16 protein-coding genes are annotated in these 19,343 nt (G+C 55.4%); 5 read left to right on the top strand and 11 right to left on the bottom strand.

The genetic code is table 11. The annotated features are described in order from the left end of the window. Positions 1 to 31: 31 nt before the first annotated feature. From ABJL60_RS03850 to ABJL60_RS03840, 3 genes are all read right to left on the bottom strand, one after another. Positions 32 to 1,390, bottom strand: a complete 1,359-nt coding sequence (locus tag ABJL60_RS03850; RefSeq protein ID WP_348374883.1) for a sodium:proline symporter — start codon at positions 1,388 to 1,390, stop codon at positions 32 to 34. An 89-nt stretch (positions 1,391 to 1,479) separates the two neighbouring features. Next, a complete protein-coding gene (locus ABJL60_RS03845) occupies positions 1,480 to 2,586 on the bottom strand; it encodes a DNA alkylation repair protein (RefSeq protein WP_348374881.1) in 1,107 nt (368 codons plus the stop codon). A 48-nt stretch (positions 2,587 to 2,634) separates the two neighbouring features. Further along, complete coding sequence (locus ABJL60_RS03840) at positions 2,635 to 3,414, bottom strand: SDR family oxidoreductase (protein ID WP_348286905.1); 780 nt, start codon at positions 3,412 to 3,414, stop codon at positions 2,635 to 2,637. 195 nt (positions 3,415 to 3,609) lie between these two features. Between ABJL60_RS03840 and ABJL60_RS03835 the strand changes: the two genes are divergently transcribed. Further along, entirely contained in the window at positions 3,610 to 4,632 is a 1,023-nt protein-coding gene (locus ABJL60_RS03835; protein ID WP_348374880.1) for a Hint domain-containing protein, read from the top strand. 55 nt (positions 4,633 to 4,687) lie between these two features. Here ABJL60_RS03835 and ABJL60_RS03830 read toward each other — a convergent pair whose 3' ends face one another. Then, positions 4,688 to 5,245 (bottom strand): GNAT family N-acetyltransferase, encoded by a 558-nt coding sequence (locus ABJL60_RS03830; RefSeq protein WP_348374878.1) that lies wholly within the window; start codon positions 5,243 to 5,245, stop codon positions 4,688 to 4,690. Between the two features lie 141 nt (positions 5,246 to 5,386). Beyond that, positions 5,387 to 5,773 carry a RidA family protein gene (locus ABJL60_RS03825; protein ID WP_348374876.1) on the bottom strand — a complete coding sequence of 129 codons (387 nt, stop codon included), beginning with the start codon at positions 5,771 to 5,773 and terminating at the stop codon, positions 5,387 to 5,389. 157 nt (positions 5,774 to 5,930) lie between these two features. Between ABJL60_RS03825 and ABJL60_RS03820 the strand changes: the two genes are divergently transcribed. The 4 genes from ABJL60_RS03820 to ABJL60_RS03805 all read left to right on the top strand — a co-directional run bounded on the left by ABJL60_RS03820 (position 5,931) and on the right by ABJL60_RS03805 (position 10,916). Continuing rightward, positions 5,931 to 7,550: a peptide chain release factor 3 gene (locus tag ABJL60_RS03820; RefSeq protein ID WP_348318605.1), complete on the top strand. Its 1,620-nt coding sequence runs from the start codon at positions 5,931 to 5,933 to the stop codon at positions 7,548 to 7,550. Further along, entirely contained in the window at positions 7,550 to 8,299 is a 750-nt protein-coding gene (locus ABJL60_RS03815) for a hypothetical protein (RefSeq protein ID WP_348374874.1), read from the top strand. The genes ABJL60_RS03820 and ABJL60_RS03815 overlap by 1 nt, the downstream gene beginning before the upstream one ends. Before the next feature lie 32 nt (positions 8,300 to 8,331). After that, positions 8,332 to 9,270 (top strand): glycosyltransferase family 2 protein, encoded by a 939-nt coding sequence (locus ABJL60_RS03810; RefSeq protein ID WP_348287925.1) that lies wholly within the window; start codon positions 8,332 to 8,334, stop codon positions 9,268 to 9,270. A gap of 131 nt (positions 9,271 to 9,401) precedes the next feature. Next, on the top strand, positions 9,402 to 10,916 hold the full coding sequence (locus tag ABJL60_RS03805; protein WP_348374872.1) for a DEAD/DEAH box helicase: 1,515 nt from the start codon (positions 9,402 to 9,404) through the stop codon (positions 10,914 to 10,916). A 79-nt stretch (positions 10,917 to 10,995) separates the two neighbouring features. Here the strand turns inward: ABJL60_RS03805 and ABJL60_RS03800 are convergent, their stop codons facing one another. From ABJL60_RS03800 to nuoL, 6 genes are read right to left on the bottom strand one after another with little or no spacing between them, the layout of a single operon-like run. Beyond that, the gene (locus tag ABJL60_RS03800; RefSeq protein ID WP_348374870.1) at positions 10,996 to 12,663 is read right to left on the bottom strand and encodes a ribonuclease J; all 1,668 of its coding nucleotides are present in this window, start codon (positions 12,661 to 12,663) and stop codon (positions 10,996 to 10,998) included. Between the two features lie 3 nt (positions 12,664 to 12,666). Beyond that, positions 12,667 to 13,440, bottom strand: coding sequence for a type III pantothenate kinase (locus ABJL60_RS03795; protein WP_348287931.1), 774 nt, complete (start codon positions 13,438 to 13,440; stop codon positions 12,667 to 12,669). 12 nt (positions 13,441 to 13,452) lie between these two features. Continuing rightward, positions 13,453 to 14,202, bottom strand: coding sequence for a biotin--[acetyl-CoA-carboxylase] ligase (locus ABJL60_RS03790; RefSeq protein WP_348374868.1), 750 nt, complete (start codon positions 14,200 to 14,202; stop codon positions 13,453 to 13,455). A 39-nt stretch (positions 14,203 to 14,241) separates the two neighbouring features. Continuing rightward, complete coding sequence (nuoN, locus tag ABJL60_RS03785; protein WP_348374866.1) at positions 14,242 to 15,687, bottom strand: NADH-quinone oxidoreductase subunit NuoN; 1,446 nt, start codon at positions 15,685 to 15,687, stop codon at positions 14,242 to 14,244. Positions 15,688 to 15,701: 14 nt separating this feature from the next. Further along, positions 15,702 to 17,243: an NADH-quinone oxidoreductase subunit M gene (locus tag ABJL60_RS03780; protein ID WP_108828769.1), complete on the bottom strand. Its 1,542-nt coding sequence runs from the start codon at positions 17,241 to 17,243 to the stop codon at positions 15,702 to 15,704. Beyond that, positions 17,243 to 19,339, bottom strand: coding sequence for an NADH-quinone oxidoreductase subunit L (nuoL, locus tag ABJL60_RS03775; protein ID WP_348287937.1), 2,097 nt, complete (start codon positions 19,337 to 19,339; stop codon positions 17,243 to 17,245). Before nuoL ends, ABJL60_RS03780 begins: the two co-directional genes overlap by 1 nt. Between the last annotated feature and the right edge of the window lie 4 nt (positions 19,340 to 19,343).

The following is a 19,343-nucleotide window of genomic DNA, read 5'->3' as shown; positions in this document are numbered from 1 at the left end:
ATTCCGATTAAAACCATCGGATAAGCAGCTATCAGCCCTTGCGCGCCCCTGCAAGCACCGCAACAAAACCCGTCGCCAAAACCAGCACACAAATCACCAACAGCTGTTCGTATTTGTGCCCCTCTGGCAAAACTGCCGCAAAGCTTGGCCAGCTGCGCCCAAAATAGGCCAAGGCGCCCAAAATAGCCGCGCCAAAAGCCACAAGATAAGACCAAAGCGCAATTTTGCGCCCCAGCACCAGCCCGACAACCAGCACAGGCGTCAAGAACATCGACGCCGTTCCCGACACGGCAACCGCGTCAAACAGCGTCTTATTGCCCCACAATGTCAAAGCCGCCCCAAGCGCCATGAAAACGACCATGACAACACGGCCCCCCATTAGGCTACGTGGCGCCAGCTTTAGTTCTTCCACAACCAGCCGCGCCGAAGAGGCCAACGCCGAATCCAATGTGCTGAGTGCCGAAACAATCAGCGACACCATCAAAAGCGCAAAAACCCAAGGCGGAAACATCTGCGCCCAAGTGCCAATCAGCTCATTTTGGTATTCGGCCCCCACGAGGCTTGCCTGAATACCAAAAGCGCCAAATGCCAGAATGCACAAGGTCGACAGCCAAAAGGCGTGAACAAAGGACCGTTTGGTTGTGTCGCGGTCCGCGATAAACCCGCGGTCCATCATCACCGGATCATGTGCCGGATAGGAAAAGACCTGCAACCCCGCAACCACCAGCAAAATCCAACCGTTATAAGGCCCCGAAGCGCCGGGTGCCGTGACAACCGCCACGGCGTCAAAGCCGGGGCTTAGGATCAGGCTGAGAAACGCAGCCCCGAATGCCACCAAAAACAGCAGCATCTGGACCACATCGGTGCGCAGCGCGGCACTGAGCCCACCCCACGCCGAATACCCCAAGCCTAAAATTGCCACGATAACGACTGCCAACGTCCCGGAGCCACCCAGAACAGCCGACGCAATCAGCCCCACAACCAACAGATTGGCAAAGACTTCTGACAACAAGCGCAAGCCGATGACGACATTGTAGCACGTCGTGCCCAAAGCGCCAAAGCGGGCTTGCAACCAGTCTTGCACCGACATTGCGCCGCCTTCACGCAGTCGCGCCACGATAAAACCACCACTCAGAAACGATCCATAGTAGGCCGCATAGGCCAACGTGCCAGCACTGCCGTAGTAGTAACCCAGAATGGCCGCGTTCATCAGGCTGCGTGCAAAAATCCATGTCGTGACTTGGCTTAGAACCAGAACCCACAACGCCGGCGCTTGGCCTTGCGCGCCGCGACCAGAGAAAAACCCGTCCACCGATGCACGTCGGGGGGCCGCCAGAACACTGGCCACAACGAGGGCCGCAAAGACAGCGATAAGGATAGTGGTTTGCATAAAGACCCCGAAATACTGTTTTTGCGCTGCTAGCAGGTGCGCCAGCCTTGAACCAGCACATCCGCCCTTTTGCACTTAAATGTGATGCGCTAGGTTTGGGTCAGATCGAAATCCAGTTTTGCGTGATCGCGCCCGTTGACCTGCACAATGATTTGATGCGCACCGGGATGCAGCGTAAACGTGCTTGCACCCTCCTTTAGTTTATGGGCTTTTTTGACCACGCAAGGCTTTCCCCCATGGACTTCGGTTTGTTTCAGCTTGAATACTTTTTCGCTGGTTTTACCACCCGGACGCGCAAAGCGGATACGGTAGTCGATCAACAGGGGCACAGTTTGTGACGCTTCAATTTCAACCTGAAAAGTAACGGCCTGCCCCATCGCCACATGGGTGTCTTGCAACGTGGCCCGCACCGCAATCGGCGCATCGGCGTGGTAGCCAAGGTGGCCCATTGCACCTTCGTGCCCCTGCTTGATCAAGGTGCGCAGCGCGTGTTTTGTCATCCAGCCCAATTCTTTGGGATCTTGCTGCCCGCCAGCCTGCCATGCGCCCAGCCATTGCAAAACAGTGTCCGGTTCGGACTTGCTTAGATCGTTAAGGTGATTGGCCACCGACCGCGTGACATAGCGTGTCTTGTCCCCCTGCAACGCATCCAAAAGAGGTTGGCGGGCCTGCGTACTCATGGTGATGGCCTTGGCCCATGGCAACTTCGGGCGAGTGCCTTCGCTGACCAAACGCCGCACATGATAGTTGTCGTGCTGCGCCCAGTCGATCAGGCGGGCTTGCGTTTTTTCAGGCCAGTGATTGATGAAGTCACGAATGTAAAATTCCATCGAAAAGCGCTGGGTGGCAGCCAGTAGCAAATCCAATGCGCGGTCCGGAGCGTCTTGTAAACCGTGGCGCACAGCCAGAATTCCGGGTACGGCATGGATGAAATGCCCAAAATCGTCGTCTGTCAGGTCGGGATCCAACGGCGCGGGCATCGCGGCTTCCAGCTGATCCGCCATCACGGCGAACTCCGGCGACAATTGTGCCTGTGCACAATCGGCAAGCCATTCCATGCGCGCCATAAGCGCACGGCTTTCGAACCCGGCCAGAGCATCACGCGCAAAACGCGCGGCGTCAAAGCCGGGCACGCCTGCGGCAAACTCTGCCGCCAGCTGGCCCACGCTGTCCGGATTGAACAGCGCATCCGCCATGCTTTCCCCCTGAGCTACCATTGCGATGCTACCATTGCAGTGCGCCCCTTAAATGGTGGCGTTGGTGCCGCCACCGTCCAGCAAGATGTTCTGCCCCACGATAAAGCCCGCATGTTTGCTGCATAGAAACGCGCAGGCCGCACCGAACTCTTCTCGTGTGCCATAGCGGCCCGCTGGAATGGTTGCACAGCGTTCGGCTTTGGCCTCTTCCATTGTGATGCCTTTGGCTTTTGTAACGCCTGTGTCCAGCGACACCGCGCGGTCAGTCGCGTGTATGCCCGGCAGCAGGTTGTTGATGGTCACACCTGATCCCGCGACTTGGCGCGATGTCCCGGCAACATAGCCCGTAAGCCCTGTGCGTGCGGCATTGGACAGCCCCAGAACCGCGATGGGGGCTTTGACGGATTGCGACGTGATATTGACCACGCGGCCCCATCCGCGATCCATCATGGCCGGCACAAGGCCTTTGATCAAAGCGATGGGCGTCAACATGTTGGCATCAAGCGCTGCAATGAAATCATCGCGGTCCCAGTCCGACCACATGCCGGGGGGCGGACCACCTGCGTTATTGACCAGAATGTCCACACCTTGCGCGGCCTCTAACACCGCCGCCTGCCCTTCGGCTGTAGTCACATCCGCAGCCACTGTCACCACATCGACCCCGAAGCGCGTGCGAATATCGGCGGCAGAGGCTTCAAGCGCCTCGGCCCCACGCGCGTTCATCACCAAATCAACACCAGCCTCGGCCAAGGCTTCGGCACATCCAAGCCCCAAACCTTTGGACGACGCACATACCAATGCTCGTTTGCCTGTGATCCCTAAATCCATTTCGCAGTCTCCTTGATGGATGCAGCCCAATTCGGGGTGCCATTTGCCAAACCCTACCGTTGCCCTTGCCCCAACGCCAGAGCACGAAAATGCAATCTCCTGCAAAATAACGGAAGTTTGACGTGTCTGTGCCATATTTCTAAACTACGAACGGATAGAGACATAGTCCGTCGCACCACAAGGTTTTTGAGTTTCATGTCACACAGCACACACAACCGCCCCGGACCCGCCCGAAGCGTACCTGTTTTCAGGGCGCAGGCGTTGTCTGTGATCGACGGCGCAAATATGGGGGACGCTGTGTCTTTCGCAGCAGAACTGATGTTGGACGATACCTATGAACTGTCTGCCGCAACGGCTCCGGTCCAGTTGTCCCTTCAGGCGGGCACAGGTGCGCAATTCACCGTGTCCCAAGGCAGCGAAACCGGTGCGCCGGGATCTGCCGTTCACTTGGACAGCGCCCTGACCTTTATGTCGCCAGACGGGCAAACCACAGATGTTTTGGTGCTGGTCGAGGTCGATGGCGCAGGTGATATCAACGATATATATGTTCTGCCCCTCGCGATGCTGTCACCCAAAACCACCTATTCGCTTGTGGGCATCGACACCAAAAACGCTGCACAGAAATTTGCCCATGTTGCCTGTGTCAGCTTCACCCGCGGAACCCATATTACCATGGCGTCGGGCGAACAGCGACTGATCGAAGACCTGAAACTGGGCGATAAGGTCCTGACCCGCGATGACGGGCCACAAGCGGTGCGTTGGATCGGGCAAAGCACTGTGCGCGCCGTCGGGGAATTCGCCCCCATTTGCATTCGCGCAGGCACTTTGAACAACGACAACCACCTGATTGTCAGCCCGGACCATCGCCTGTTTATTTACCAGCGCTCCGATGAACTTGGCGCTGGACGATCAGAGCTTTTGGTAAAAGCCCGCCACCTTGTAAACGGTGACAGCGTCACAGTGCAGGACGGCGGATTTGTCGATTATTTCCAACTGCTGTTCGACAGCCACCAGATCATCTACGCCGAAGGGATCGCGGCTGAATCCATGCTGATCGACACACGCACAAAACCCGTGCTTCCGACAGAATTGTCAGAGGCTATGGGCGATGTCATCCCGGGCCACTCTGACCTGCCCCATGCAGGCTTGGACGTTCAAGAAGGTTTGTTGAACCGGCCTGACATCGCCGAAGTGCTGCGCAAAGCATCGTCGCGGTAGTCTGCAGTCCAGACAAACGCTTGCCAAATGCCGATGATGCGCAGGCAAGCACATCTCAACGCCCCATATCGTTAGTCTGCCAAGCCTCTTGCGTCAGACAATAGCATCGCCAGCGGGTTTCGCCCCCTGCCAGATCAATATCCGCCTCATGGGTAAAAACCGCCCCAAGGCGCATGGTTGCAGTCTGAGATCGCACGTTATCTGGTGCAATATGAAACCAGGCCTCAGAGCAATAGGTGAACAAATGGCCAAGCGTCAGTCGCTTGACGATCCGGTTTGTGTTGCCACCCCAATGCGCACGTTCCAAAAAGGTAAAGCCAATCGACAATCGCGACCGCGCGTTGGTGTCGGTGTAAAAGACTGTGCAGCCGATGATGCGGCCCGTTTTGTCCCGGATGGCAAGCGCCGCATTGGATGCCAAAAGCATATCAAAGTAGGGTTCGAATACAGCTGGTTCGTGCCTGTTACGCACAGGATGCCCTGCCCAAATCAGCGGATCACTGGCCGCCTGTGTCAGGCCTTGGCGATCCCGTTCGACTAAAGGACTTAACGTAAGACCGCCTGCTGTCAGGATGGGGTTCGGATCGAAACCTTGCGGGAACATAAATGCCATTTTTCGATGTCTCATTTTCCACAGGTTTTGTGTGATGTCCAACCAGCCCTGCAAAACAATGGGTTACAAGCCTAAGACGCTGGGCTGTGTTGGCCTGTCGTGTTGGCCTTTCATAAAGGCCCGTCAGCTTTCAAAGGCCCGTCAACCGGTGTCTTTCATGGCCACCGCTTGAATTTTGATCTTGGCGCCAAACGGAAGCTTTGCCGCCTCATAGATTGTCCGTGCTGGAAAGCGGGAAAACTGCGCGCGACACACCTCGTTTACCTCTGCCAAGTCACGCTCGATGTCAGAGAATGCGATGTCGATATACACTATGTCGTCGCGATCAAAACCCGCAGCCTGCGCGACTTTGAACACCAATTCAAACGCGCGTTCCGCTTCTGTGCGCGCACTGCCCACGCGGTATCCATCGTCAAAAACCGACAATTGGCCGGATATATGGCAGGTGCCGCCAACAACAACGGCGTTTGATATCGGTGAAGAAGATGCGGGAACACCCGCAACGTCTGTTATGTGAAGGGGGGGCATACGCTGGACCTTGTTTAAATGTAAGCTGAGAATGCCAAATTAGATGATATTGGCGATGTCAGATATGGGGCGTCACCTTCACAATCGGACAAACCGACATCATCCGCTCTTCGCTGCCGTCTTGCGCCCCTGCCCCCCCCAATCTATAGCAGTCTTCATGTTGGACACGCCCAAAAACCGCCCCGCCTTGCCGCCAGAAATTGCGCGGCGTCGCACCTTTGCGATCATCTCTCACCCCGATGCGGGCAAGACCACGTTAACGGAAAAATTCCTGCTGTTTGGCGGGGCCATTCAAATGGCAGGACAAGTGCGGGCCAAAGGTGAGGCGCGCCGCACGCGATCCGACTTTATGGCGATGGAAAAAGATCGTGGCATTTCGGTTTCAGCATCCGCAATGTCATTTGATTTCACCAACAAAACCGGGGAATTCCGTTTCAATCTGGTCGACACACCCGGCCACTCAGACTTTTCCGAAGACACGTACCGCACGTTGACGGCTGTGGATGCCGCCGTGATGGTTATCGATGGCGCAAAAGGCGTGGAAAGCCAGACCCAGAAACTGTTCGAAGTTTGCCGCATGCGCGATCTGCCCATTTTGACATTCTGTAACAAAATGGACCGCGAAAGCCGCGACACATTTGAAATTATTGACGAAATACAAGAAAATCTGGCCATCGACGTCACACCTGCGTCATGGCCGATCGGGGTCGGGCGTGACTTTATCGGATGTTACGATATTTTGCGCGACCGCTTGGAAATTATGGACCGTGCAGACCGCAACAAAGTGTCTGAATCCATAGAAATCAATGGGCTTGATGACCCCAAGCTGGCAGAACATGTGCCCGCCGCGCAGCTGGAACAACTGCGCGAAGAACTGGAAATGGCGCGCGAACTGCTGCCTCCGATGGACGCCGCGGCCATGGCTGAAGGGTCGTTAACACCCATCTGGTTTGGCTCTGCGATTAACTCTTTCGGTGTGAAGGAATTGATGGAAGGCATCGCCAAATTTGGTCCAGAACCGCAGATTCAGTCCGCCCAGCCACGGGAAATTCTGCCTGAAGAAACAAAGGTTTCTGGTTTCGTGTTCAAAGTGCAAGCCAACATGGACCCAAAGCACCGCGACCGCGTCGCATTTGTGCGCCTTGCATCAGGACACTTCCACCGAGGCATGAAATTAACACACGTGCGCACCAAAAAGCCGATGGCTATAAGCAACCCGGTGCTATTTTTGGCCTCGGACCGTGAGCTGGCGGAAGAAGCATGGGCAGGCGACATCATCGGCATTCCGAACCATGGTCAATTGCGCATCGGCGACACATTGACCGAAGGCGAAGCCATTCGCGTGACGGGCATCCCGTCTTTCGCCCCGGAATTGTTGCAAGGGGTGCGGGCGGGTGATCCGTTGAAATCCAAACACCTTGAAAAAGCATTGATGCAATTCGCGGAAGAAGGCGCAGCCAAAGTCTTTAAACCTTCGATCGGTTCCGGATTTGTCGTAGGCGTCGTAGGGCAGTTGCAATTTGAAGTGCTCGCCAGCCGGATTGAGCTGGAATACGGGTTGCCTGTGCGTTTTGAGCAATCCCAGTTCACCTCAGCCCGTTGGGTTAATGGTGAAAAGCAAGCCATTGATAAATTTACAGAAAGTAACAAGCAGCACATTGCGCACGACCATGATGGCGACATTGTTTACTTGACGCGTTTGCAGTGGGACATTGACCGCGTTGATCGCGATTACCCCGACATCCGGCTGACGGCGACCAAGGAAATGATGGTATAGTGCCCCCCCACGATCCAGATGACGACATCTACGCAGGCGGTTACAGACGCTTGATGCGCTTTCTGGGAAAACGCCAAATCCCCTTCGAGGATGCAGCCGCAAGATTGCCCCCTTCCGACGTTGACCTTGAGGCGCTTAACAAAGCGATCGTGCCTGTTCCCACGCAAGACCTTGAGGAAACACCACGTTTTTCCGCAGACCGCAAATGGCTGGAATTACAGATAGAATTTCAAGGTAAAAGCCAATTAGAGCTTTTGCACGGCTTTCTAATTGCAGTGTCGCGCCGGGCCGATCCACCTGCCGCAGCGCTGCCCCTGTTCCACCGAATTTGGGAAGAACAAGGCCATGTGCTTGCAGCGGAATTGCCAGTGCGTTGGCTGATCTCGGCCGCCACAACCTTTGCCGATTGCGGGCAAACACCGGAACAAAGGGCCTGTGGTATGGGGCTGTCCACACTGTTTGATCTGGTGAAACTGCATGACAGCGAACGGCGCGCATCCGGTGACGCCGGCGACACACGCCGCCGTGTTCTGCGTCCCAAAAAGCGCCCCCCATTGGCGTTTGACATGGACCCCTACAGCCTGCGTGGCGGTGATTTGGACAAAGTCATGTTGGCGCGACTTTGGGCGCTGGGGGAACACGACAAAACCATTCGCCCCCTCGCCGTTCGTATGTTGCGGATGGTCATGTCGGACACGCGCAGCATTTTCGCGCGGATGCAGGATTTCAAATCCGAGAAAATGCAGTAAACTCGCGCAGAACGGGTAGCAGGACACATTCTATGGACGATGTAAAATGGGGATTGGTCACGACTTTCCTTGGCCCGTCTTCAGACATCCTGAAATTCGCAGCCTACCATTTGGACAAGGGCGCCCACAGACTTTTCATCTTTTTGGATGATCCAGACAGCGATGCATACGCCCCTCTTAAAGCCCATTCAAAAATCAGAGTATTCGCCTGCGACACGGCGCATTGGAAAAAGCTGGGTGGAAAGCGCCCCGTCAAACATCAGGTGCGCCAATCCCGCAACGCGACATACGCCTATAGGCGCAAACAAGACGTCGCCTGGTTGGGCCATATCGATGTCGACGAATTCTTAGTGACCGACGCCCCTGTGGGACGGCATCTGGGCAAGCTGGCGGACGATGCAATCTGCGCGCGAATGCGCCCCATGGAACAATTGGCGGGCGACGGCACCGCGTTCAAAGCCTTTTTGCCAAGTGGCCCGGCGCGCAAAGCGCTTGTTGCACAGCTTTACCCAACTTACGGCAGCTACTTGCGGGCCGGGTTCCTTAGTCATGTTGCTGGCAAAATTTTTGTCCGCACTGGCCTACAAGATATGCATTTGCGCATCCACAATGCGTTTCAAGGCGACGATATGAACCCTGGCGAAGTTGAACTGCCGGGCATAGATCTTGCGCATTGCCATGCAAAAACATGGGATGACTGGATGGCAAGTTACCAGTTTCGACTGGAACAAGGGTCGTACAGGTCCGAAATCCCCAGCGTTCACAGCACCGAAAAAGGCGGGTTGACGATTCACGAGATGTTCTGCGCGATCGAAGCCCACGACGGTGCTGCCGGATTACGTGCCTTTTACGACGAAGTCGCAGGCGATAGTCCCCAATTGCGGGCACGGCTGGAAGATCACGGGGCGTTGCGACTGATCGATCTGGATTTGGATGCAACAGTCGCGCGTCATTTCCCGCAAATCACGTGATTGTTTGACCCTGCCGCGGGGTTTTGTTAAGTCCCCTCCATGTCGCGGCTATAGGGCCGCCTCTTGGGCCATGCGGGCCGACATTTATTGCTGCCGCGGGCCAAATTGTAGTCCGCAAACCACGGACGTACATGACAAAATTTTCTGATCTGAACCTGAACCCTAAGGTTCTCAAAGCCATTGACGAAGCAGGCTATGAAAGCCCGACCCCCATTCAAGCCGGGGCAATCCCACCGGCCCTGGAAGGGCGCGACGTTCTGGGCATCGCCCAAACCGGCACCGGCAAAACCGCCAGCTTTACTTTGCCTTTGATAACCATGCTTGCACGTGGCCGTGCCCGTGCACGTATGCCGCGATCTTTGGTGCTGTGTCCAACGCGTGAATTGGCAGCACAAGTTGCCGAAAACTTCGACACCTATGCCAAACATGTGAAACTGACCAAAGCGCTGTTGATCGGTGGCGTGTCGTTCAAGGAACAAGACACGCTGATTGACAAAGGCGTCGACGTTTTGATTGCCACACCGGGCCGTCTTCTGGACCATTTTGAGCGCGGCAAACTGATCTTGAACGACGTGAAAGTCATGGTTGTCGATGAAGCCGACCGGATGCTGGATATGGGGTTCATCCCTGACATCGAACGTATCTTCGGATTGACACCTTTCACCCGCCAAACGCTGTTTTTCTCGGCCACGATGGCACCTGAAATCGAACGGATCACAAACACGTTCCTGTCCAACCCCGAACGCGTCGAAGTGGCCCGTCAAGCGACGGCCTCGGAGAATATTGAACAGGCCGTGGTCATGTTCAAAGGGTCACGTAAAGACCGTGAAGCCACAGAAAAGCGCAAAGCGTTGCGGATGCTGATTGATGCCGAGGGCGACAAATGCACCAACGCCATTATCTTCTGCAACCGCAAAACAGATGTGGATATTGTTGCTAAGTCATTGAAGAAATACGGCTATGATGCAGCGCCCATTCATGGGGATCTCGACCAATCGCAGCGTACCAAGACACTGGAAGGGTTCCGCAACGGCGAATTACGCTTCTTATGTGCCTCTGACGTTGCCGCCCGTGGGCTTGACGTGCCAAGCGTTAGCCATGTGTTCAACTTCGACGTGCCCGGTCACGCAGAAGACTACGTACACCGCATCGGACGGACGGGTCGTGCAGGGCGCGATGGCAAGGCCATCATGATCTGTGTTCCCCGTGATGAAAAGAACTTCGAAGACATCGAGCGCCTGATCCAAAAAGAAATCCCGCGCTTGGAAAACCCGCTGTCCAAAGGCAAAACGCCCGTGGAAACCGACGTTGCGGCGGATGACAAACCGGCACCATCTGAAAAGCCGAAACGCACACGCAGCAGATCAAAAAAAACGGACACAGCAAAATCTGAAGCTGCGAACGAAACGCCGAAAGATACGGCAGTCGTTGAAACACCCGCGCCAGCTAAATCTGAACAGACGCCTCCGGCTGAAACGGATCAGAAACAATCCCGATCGAGGGGGGGGCGCGGTCGTTCCAATTCGGGTGATCACGACAAAAACAACAACCGCCACACCAACAACCATAACAAAGTTGTCGGCTTGGGCGATCACACACCGACGTTCATTCAACAAAGCTTTGCAGAGCGTTACGAAAGCCAATAGAGCTTTTGACCCGTGAAATTGAAAAAGGGGCGCAGCCATCGCTGCGCCCCTTTTTTGTTTAGATTAAGCGTGTTGCACATCAATGCAGACGCGACACCACCACTGTGACTTCAGGTTTTTTGCCGATCTCGCCCTGCGCAGAGTTGCGCACAACACGACGCAGCGCTTCGCCAAGTTTGTCATCGTCACGCAAGATTTTGGCGTCTGCACGCCCCAAAAACTGCCCCAGATCATGTTCCAGAACGTCAACCAATGCACTGTTTGAGCTGCCTGTTTCAGGCAACCCCATCAGTTCGCACCATGGATCACCCAACGGCTCATCTTCGTCATCAATGATCAGCGTCACAACCACATGACCGTTCAGCGCCATCCGGATCCGATCACGCACAACCCCGTCCAATGCACCAATTTGAACCGAACCATCCAGATATGTCCGGCCCGTTTCAATGTATTCGGCGACAGTGGGCGCGTTGCCTGACAAATCGATCATCATGCCGTTGACAGCCAAAACACCTGCCATGCCTTTGGCTTTGGCAATCTTCACGTGTTCGCGCAGATGCCGGTGTTCACCGTGCATTGGCACCAGAATTTGCGGTTTCACAATGTCATGCAACGCTTCCAGATCGGGTCGGTTGGCATGGCCCGACACGTGGTACAAACCAGAGCTGTCGTCGACCACGTCCACCCCCATCTCGGAAAACGCGTTGATGATGCGGATCACGCCGCGTTCGTTGCCTGGAATGGTTTTGGATGAAAACAGGAACATGTCGCCTTCTTTCATCGACAATCCCATGTATTTCCCACGTGCCAATTGCGCAGACGCCGCGCGGCGTTCGCCTTGCGATCCCGTAACCAAAAGCATCAGGTTTTCGCGCGGAATGTTCTTGGCGTCTTCCGTGGATACAACAGCCGGGAAGTCTTTTAAAACGCCCGTCTCGATGGATGCCTCGATCATGCGCCGCATAGAACGGCCAAGCAGCACAATGGAACGCCCTGCCCGTTCGGCAGCATCCGCCAGTGTTTTGACGCGTGCGACGTTGGACGCAAATGTTGTGGCCACCACCATACCGGAGGCCGACTTCACCAGCTTTTCGATCTCGGGGCCCACTGTGATTTCCGAGCGCCCCGCGACAGGAGAGAACACATTGGTGCTGTCGCAGACCAGCGCTTTGACGCCCCCCTTGCAGACCTCGGCCCACAGATCGGGGTCAAAGGCTTCGCCCACAACAGGGGTTTTATCCAGTTTGAAGTCCCCGCTGTGGATCACGCGGCCCGACGGGCTGTCGATGACCAACGCACCACTTTCCGGGATGGAATGCGAGATTGGCAAGAAGCCGACTTTGAACGGGCCGAAGTCGCGTTGCTCTGGCCAAGCGCCCATAACTGTCACCGCGTCATCGGGGTGGCCGTGTTCGGACATTTTACGCCTTGCGATGTTCGCAGTAAAGGCACGGGCATAGATCGGGGCGCCTAAGCTTTTGTAAGTATGTGCAACCGCGCCGACGTGGTCTTCATGGGCGTGTGTCACAAAGATGGCTTCAATCCGGTCGCGCCGTTCTTCCAGCCATGTCACATCGGGCAGGATCAGATCCACCCCCGGGGTCCCGTCCATATCCGGGAAGGTCACGCCCAGATCCACAACGATCAGGCGTTCCTGATCGGGTTTCCCGTAGCCATAAACATAGGCATTCATGCCAATTTCGCCCGCCCCGCCAAGGGGCAGATAAATCAATCGTTCACTGCTCATAAGTCAGTTATTTTCCTTGTTGTATCGATGGATCACGGTCAGTCCGTGCATCGTCAAATCATCTTGAAAGTCATCAAAAAGCGCTTGGGATTGCTGGAACAATGGTGCCAGCCCGCCGGTCGAGATCACTTTCATATCCCGGTCGCGCTCCGCCTTTATGCGCGCACATATCTCTTTAACGAGGCCCACGTAACCCCAAAAGACACCAGACTGCATACAGGCCACAGTATTGGTGCCAACAACAGCCTGCGGTTTGGAAATATCTACGTGGGGCAAAGCGGCCGCTGCCTGGTGAAGTGCCTCAAGGCTTAGGTTCACGCCTGGTGCAATGACACCACCCACGTAAGCCCCATCTGTGGCAACAACATCAAAGGTCGTGGCGGTGCCAAAATCGACCATAATCAGGTCCCCGCCATATAGGTCGAACCCGGCCACCGTGTTGACCAACCGGTCCGGTCCCACGGCTGTACCAGCATCAACGCGCACGTCCACAGGCAGCAAACAGTCTGGCTTGCCCACCACAATGGGACGCGTGTTAAAGTACCTGTCCGCCAGAACGCGCAAATTGAAGACCACGCGCGGCACCGTCGAAGACACAATGACGTCGGTGATTTCGACCTCAATGTTCTGGAATTTCATCAAAGTGCTAAGCCAGACATAGTATTGATCCGCCGTGCGTTGCCATTCCGTGGCCGTGCGCCAAGTGCCGATAAACGCCTCGCCGTCCCAGATCGAAAACACCGTATTGGTATTACCACAATCAATCGCCAAAAGCATAAGGTTTCTCCCTTAGAAATAGACGTCCGCCGCAGGCACGCTGATCCGGCCTTTGGCTGTCTCTAGAACAAGTTGGCCATCAGCATCCACCTCTCGAAAGATACCGTGCCATTCTTCACGTGCAGTACGCGCGCGGATCATTTCATTAAGACGGGCCGCTTTTTGCATCCATGCCGTGCGGATGGGGGCGAAACCAAAATCCCGAAATTGGGTTTCATAGTTTGCATAAGCCACAGCCAGCGCATCAAGAAAGGCTTCCGGGGTGACATCGATCCCCAAGGTGGTCCGCAACGCGACAGGCGGCACGGCGCCTGCTTCGACGTCCTGAACACTGGGGGCCGCGGCAAGGTTCACACCGATGCCAATCGCCAAATGCGACAGCACATGTCCTTGCCCTGCGCTTTCCAGCAGAATGCCTGCGACCTTACCGCCGCGCAGCAATACGTCGTTGGGCCATTTCAGCGCAAACGCTGCACTTTGTCCGCTGACCGCGACAAACGCATCATACAACGCCAAAGAAGCCACAAAGGAACGCAATGCTGCGTGTTGCGCAGGTTCTGCAACCGGCAGCACCAATGTCGCTGAAAAGTTGCCCGTAGGCGCAGACCATGCCCGCCCCCGTCTGCCCCGCGCAGCGGTTTGCGTGTGCGCGAGAATCCATTCAGGGCCCGCAATTTCAGGTGCAATACGCGCGGCTTCAGACAAAGTGGAATCCACGGATGCCATAATGCGCCGTCCATATCCGTCCGGCCATCCGCTCATGGTTTTACCTCGTTTGATAAATCTTCCCCGAAGGGTCGATTATTTAACAAGTGATACAGCCGCAACGTTCGCGATGCTTTCGATGCCGAACATATTCACACCGGGCACCCATGCCACACCGATGATAAATGCTCCGCCCATCAAAAAGACCCAAAGCCTGCGTGATCCGCGCATTTCGATACCGCCGTTTTCTGCCCCAAAATACATAAAGAACACAATACGCAGATAATAATATGCACCGATGGCGGACGCCACCGCACTGACCACAACCAGCCAGACCAATCCCGCGTCCACACCCGCTTGCCACACGCCAAACTTGGCGAAGAACCCAAGCATGGGCGGCACACCAGCCAGTGAAAACAGCAAAACCAACATGGCAAGTGCTTTGCCCGGTTCACGTTTCGCAAGCTGGTTCAGGGCCGCGATGTCTGTGACCGGTTGTCCGTCGCGTTCCATCATCAGAATGAAGGCGAAGGTGCCGATGTTCATCGTCACGTAGATTGCCATGTAAACCAGCATCGCCTGAACACCCAATGCCGTGCCTGCCGCCAGTCCGATCAACGCGTAGCCCATGTGTGCGATTGATGAATAGGCCATAAGGCGCTTGATGTTGGTTTGACCAATCGCTGCGATCGCCCCCAGCAACATCGACAACACAGACAAAAGCGCGATTACCTGGCTCCAGTCTTGGACCGCAAGGCCAAAGGCGTCATGCATCACGCGGGCGAACAACGCGATGGCCGCAACTTTCGGGGCTGTGGCAAAAAATGCTGTGATCGGCGTCGGCGCCCCTTCGTAGACATCGGGGGTCCACATGTGGAACGGCACAGCGGACACTTTGAAAGCCAAACCGGAAATCAGGAAGATCAAGCCAAACAACAACCCAAGCGACACTTCACCGTGCACAGCGGTTTGGGCAATGCCGGAAAACAGCGTCGTGCCAGCATAGCCATATATCAGGGAGGCACCGTACAACAGTAACCCCGACGACAACGCCCCCAGAACGAAATACTTCAAGCCGGCCTCGGTCGAGCGTACGGAATCCCGACGCAAAGACGCAATGACATAAAGCGCCAAGGATTGCAGTTCCAACCCCATGTAAAGCGCCATCAAATCACCCGCCGACACCATAACCATCATGCCCACAACGCTGAGCGCGACCAGAACCGGATACTCAAAGCGCAACAGCCCGCGTGCTTTCATATAGCCTTCAGACATGATCAGCACAGCCGCCGCTGACAGCAAAATCATCACCTTGGAAAAACGTGCAAAGCCATCTTCAACGAACATGCCTCCAAAGGCCACATTGACGCCCTGCCCTGTCAACCCGATCCAGACCCCAAAGGCTGTCATGGCCACGGCCGTCGCCCAAACAAGGGCTGACGCCATGCCGTCTTTTCCAGTGTAAACCGCGCCAAGCAAGCCCAGCATCGCAAACAGCGACAACAGGATTTCAGGCAGGATAATGCTCAGATCAGCGGACATATGCCCCGCTCCTTTTAGTTTGAGGCCATCTGGCTTGCAGCATCCGCCGCGGCCAGTGCCGTATCGTAATTCGTAACCAGAGCGGCCACAGATGGCCCGATGATGTCCAACACAAGTGCAGGATAAACCCCAAGCAACAGGGTCATGACCACCAGCGGTGCAAATATCATACGTTCACGGGTCGTCATATCCGTGATCGATTTCAAGCTTTCCTTGATCAGGTCCCCCATCACCACGCGGCGGTACAACCACAACGCATAGGCCGCCGAAAAGATGACGCCGGTTGTCGCCACCAAAGCCACCCAGGTGTTCACTTGGAACACAGCCATCAGCGTCAGAAATTCACCGACAAACCCGGACGTGCCCGGCAAGCCGACATTGGCCATGGTGAACAGCATAAAGATCATCGCATACGCAGGCATCCGGTTCACCAGCCCGCCATAGGCGTCGATGTCGCGGGTGTGCATCCGGTCGTAAATAACACCAACACACAAAAACAGCGCGCCCGAGATAAAGCCGTGGCTGATCATCTGGAAAATCGCGCCATCAATACCTTGCTGGTTGGCCGCAAAAATCCCCATGGTCACGAACCCCATGTGCGCGACCGATGAATAGGCAATCAGCTTTTTCATATCGTCTTGCACCAAAGCAACCAACGATGTGTAGACGATGGCAATGGCCGACATCCACAGCACCAATGGCGACAATACGTCAGACCCTACAGGGAACATTGGCAAGGAGAAACGCAAGAAGCCGTAGCCGCCCATTTTCAACAAGATCGCAGCCAACACGACCGAGCCCGCGGTTGGCGCTTGGACGTGCGCATCCGGCAGCCAAGTGTGCACCGGCCACATCGGCATTTTGACTGCAAAACTTGCAAAAAACGCCAAGAACAACAGCGTCTGTAGCCCGCCCACAATCTGCACACCCAGAATGCTGAATGTCTCAAATGCGAATTCATGGTTCAACAGCACTGTGATGTCTGTGGTCTGGGCATCGGCGTACATGCCGACCATCGCGACCAGCATCAAAACAGAGCCAAAGAATGTGTATAGGAAAAACTTAAAGCTGGCATACACACGGTTCGCCCCGCCCCAAATACCGATGATCAGGAACATCGGGATCAAACCTGCCTCAAAGAAGAGGTAAAACAGAACCAGATCCAACGCCATAAACACGCCCAGCATCAGTGTCTCAAGCAGCAAGAATGCAATCATGTATTCCTTGACGCGGCTTTCAACATTCCAAGATGCGGCAATGACCAGTGGCATCATAAATGTCGTCAGCATCACAAACAACAAACTGATGCCATCGACGCCCATTTTGTATTGCAGCCCCATCAGCCAGTCGGCCTGTTCGACAAACTGGAAGCCGGTGTCGTTCACATCGAAACCGAACAGGATAAACAAAGACACAACAAATGTGGCCGAAGTCGCAAACATCGCAGCCATCTTGGCGTTGCGATTGGCGGCTGCATCGTCTCCGCGTAAAAACACGGCCAAAATCAAAGCTGCAAGAGCCGGGATAAAGGTGACAATGGAAAGAAGGTTATCCATCAGTGCGCTCCTCCGCTGAGCGTCATCCATGTGACGAGTGCTGCGATGCCGATCACCATGGCGAAGGCGTAAGTGAAAATGTAACCCGATTGCGCACGTCCCGCGAGGCGCGTGAAGAACGGGATGATCCCCATAGCGATGCCGTTGAGGCCGCCGTCAATGACGTTTCCGTCGCCACGCTTCCACAAGAACCGTCCGATGGCTTTGGCCGGACCGACAAACACCACATTGTAAAGTTCGTCAAAGTACCATTTGTTCTTGAAGAACAAATACAACGGGCGCTGGTTTTCGGCCAAACGGCCCGGCAGCGTCGGGTTCCAGATATAGAACCACATCGCCATGACAAAGCCGCCAAGCATCGCGACAAACGGCGATACTTTGACCCAAGGCGGCACATTGTGTGCATCATCCAGCACTGTATTGTCAGGGGCAAAGTACAAGGCCCCTTCCCCGGGTGCCCCTGCAAACGCATAGTGGTGTTCGGCTTTTTCGTCGCCGTGTGACCCTGCGTTACCGTGATCTTCTTCGGCGCCCTCGACCTTGGTGTCGCCATGCGAGGCCGCTTCTTCGTAAGGGATGCCGTAAAAATCGGCGACGTAATTTGTGTGCCCGAAAAACGGCTTGAACCAGATCATGCCCGCAAAGATCGCACCAAGGCTTAGAACTCCAAGTGGGATCAGCATCACCATCGGGCTTTCATGCGCATGCTCATGGGTGTGCTTGTCGCCGCGCGCTTCACCGTAGAACGTCAGGAACATCAGGCGCCAAGAATAGAACGACGTCATGGCAGCCGCGATCACAAGCAGCCAGAAGCCATAAGACGACCCACCCGCATAGGCGCTTTCGATGATGGCATCTTTAGACAAGAAGCCCGCGAAACCGTAATGCGTCAGCGGAATACCAACACCGGTGATCGCCAATGTACCGACCATCATCGCACGGAAAGTCCACGGGATCTTTTTGCGCAAACCGCCGTAGTTGGTCATGTCCTGTTCGTGGTGCATGGCATGGATCACCGACCCCGCCCCCAGGAACAGCATCGCCTTGAAGAACGCGTGTGTGAACAGGTGGAACATGGCCGCGGAATACATTCCGACGCCAGCGGCCACGAACATGTAACCCAGCTGTGAGCAGGTCGAATACGCGATCACGCGTTTGATGTCGGTTTGAACCAACCCAACAGTTGCAGCAAAAAACGCTGTCGTCGCACCTATGACGGTGACAAACATCATCGCCTCAGGGGCAAATTCCATCAACGGCGACATGCGGCAAACCAGAAACACACCGGCGGTGACCATGGTTGCGGCGTGGATCAAGGCAGACACAGGCGTCGGCCCCTCCATCGCGTCTGGCAACCAAGTGTGCAGGAACAACTGGGCCGATTTGCCCATCGCACCGACAAACAACAAGAACGCAATCACGTTGGCGGCGTTCCAATCGCGCCACAAGAAGGTCAGTTGCTGCTCGGCCAAATCTGGGACGGCTGCGAACACTTGGTCAAAGCTGATGCTTTGCGTCATGAAATACAGCGCGAAGATGGCCAGCAAGAAGCCGAAATCGCCAACCCGGTTCACTACAAACGCCTTAATCGCCGCGGCGTTCGCAGTCGGTTTGCGGTAGTAGAAGCCAATCAGCAAATAGGAAGCGACGCCCACACCTTCCCAGCCAAAGAACAGCTGCAGCAAGTTGTCAGCCGTCACCAGCATCAACATCGCAAAGGTAAAGAACGACAGATAGGCAAAAAAGCGTGGTTTGTAGCTTTCGCCATCACGCCACTGCGGATCGTTGGCCATATATCCAAAGGAATAAAGGTGCACCAGCGCCGAAACCGTTGTGATCACGATCAGCATGATCGCCGTCAAACGATCGAGGCGGATCGCCCAAGACGTGTCAAGCAAACCGCTTTGGATAAAGCGCAGGATCTCGATTTGCTGTGTGGCACCGTCGAACGTCAGGAAAACAACCCACGACAGTGTCGCGGCCAGAAACAGAAAGCCGGTTGCGATCCACATTGCTGCGGCCTCGCCAAAAACGCGCCAACCAAAGCCACATAGAAGGGCACCAACAAGTGGCGCGAAAAGGATAGTGGTTTCCATGATC

It is taken from the genome of Ascidiaceihabitans sp. (assembly GCF_039986515.1).
Lineage (GTDB): Bacteria > Pseudomonadota > Alphaproteobacteria > Rhodobacterales > Rhodobacteraceae > Ascidiaceihabitans.
Note: the sequence above shows the minus strand (reverse complement) of the source record. Positions and strands in the feature narration are given on the sequence as shown.